Source organism: Streptomyces sp. adm13(2018), assembly GCF_008042145.1.
In the GTDB taxonomy this organism is placed as follows: domain Bacteria; phylum Actinomycetota; class Actinomycetes; order Streptomycetales; family Streptomycetaceae; genus Streptomyces.
Genome location: NZ_RDBH01000313.1, coordinates 1 through 1,510 on the forward strand (window position 1 = coordinate 1; position 1,510 = coordinate 1,510).

Below are 1,510 nucleotides of genomic sequence, written 5' to 3' on the forward strand. Positions count from 1 at the left end.
GACCGGGACCGCCCCCGCAGGTGGCGATCCCGGTGCTGCTGCTCGCGCTGGTGTGTTTCGCGGTCGGCTTCTGGGCCCTCGCCCAGACCTGACCGGGGCAGCGCCCGTCCGCCCCGGGCCACAAGCCGCGAGCCGCCGGCCCGCCCTACGCCGCCGCCGCGCGCCTCCGCGCCAGACCGGGACCGCCCCCGCAGGTGGCGATCCCGGTGCTGCTGCTCGCGCTGGTGTGTTTCGCGGTCGGCTTCTGGGCCCTCGCCCAGACCTGACCGGGGCAGCGCCCGTCCGCCCCGGGCCACAAGCCGCGAGCCGCCGGCCCGCCCTACGCCGCCGCCGCGCGCCTCCGCGCCAGCAGCGTCCAGCCGCCGAGCCCCAGCAGCAGAACCGTTCCGCTGCCGATGCCGGCGACCGCGACGACCCGCAGGGAGCCGTCCGCCTCCGCCGCCTGCGCCCCGGAGACGCCCTGGTCCGCCGCCGCCCGGTCGTCGGCGGTCACGCTGAACTGCCCGGCGTCACCGTCGTACCCCGGCCCCGGCTTCGCGGCCCCGCGGAGCGTCACCCGAAGGGTCAGCGGCACCGTCCGGTCCCCGTACTCCTCGGCCAGCGCCGGGTTGAGCGTGGCCGACAGGTAGTACCAGCCGGCGAACCGCATGCCGCTGGTGGCCTCGGCGGAGGAGGTGCGGTTCTCGTGGGCCACCGGCCGCAGCGCGTCGAGCGCGAGCGTCGCGGGCTTCCCGCTGTAGCCGACGGTGGCCTCCTCGACATGGCCGAGCGCCGGGTTCTCCAGGGAGAGGACGAGGGCCTGGCCGATGTACTCGTCGCCGCTGGCGCTGCTGCCGAGTTCGGCGGTGGTGAAGAGCTGCTGCCCCCAGTCGACCGGCACCCGGTAGAAGAGCGTCTGGCCGGGCCGGATGTCGGAGCGCCACTCGCCCTGCGTCAGCGAGATCGCGTCGCGGACCCCGGAGCCGCCCTGGCGCGCCCGCGGGTCGCCCGGCGGCGGTCCGGGGGTGCCGGAGGCCCAGACCTCGGGCAGCTCGGTCGGGCCGGCCTTCTTGAGGACGGGCTCGGACGCGTAGCGGATCTCCAGCTCCCAGTCGTCCGTGTTCGCCTTCGACTCGCGCTCGACGAGCACGTAGTAGGCGCCCGCGCCCTGGCAGGTGGGGCTGTCCGCGTCGACGATGCGGCGGGCGTAGGCGGCGAGCGGCCGGGTGAACCGGCTGGAGGAGAAGTTGGCCTGCTGGTACCCGCACTCGGTGCCGGAACCGTCCTGCATGCTGACCTTGAAGCCGTCGCCGTAGTCGACCTCGCCGCCGGCCCTGGGCACGGCGACGACGGAGACGTACGCGTTCTGCCGGTCGAGGTCGACCCGGTAGTAGACCTTGCCGTCCTTCTCGAGCGTGTCGCGGTAGGTCTGCCCGGTCTTCAGCCGCACGGCGTCCGAACTCGACGCGGCGCCCTGGACCCGCTGGGCCGAACCGTCGAAGGCGTACGGCGGGACGGCGCCCCCAGCGGG

1 protein-coding gene is annotated in these 1,510 nt (G+C 75.5%); it reads right to left on the minus strand.

The genetic code is table 11. The annotated features are described in order from the left end of the window. Positions 1-319 precede the first annotated feature (319 nt). Positions 320-1,510: hypothetical protein (locus EAO70_RS37030; RefSeq protein ID WP_148007154.1), on the minus strand; the 1,191-nt coding region annotated here is incomplete at its 5' end.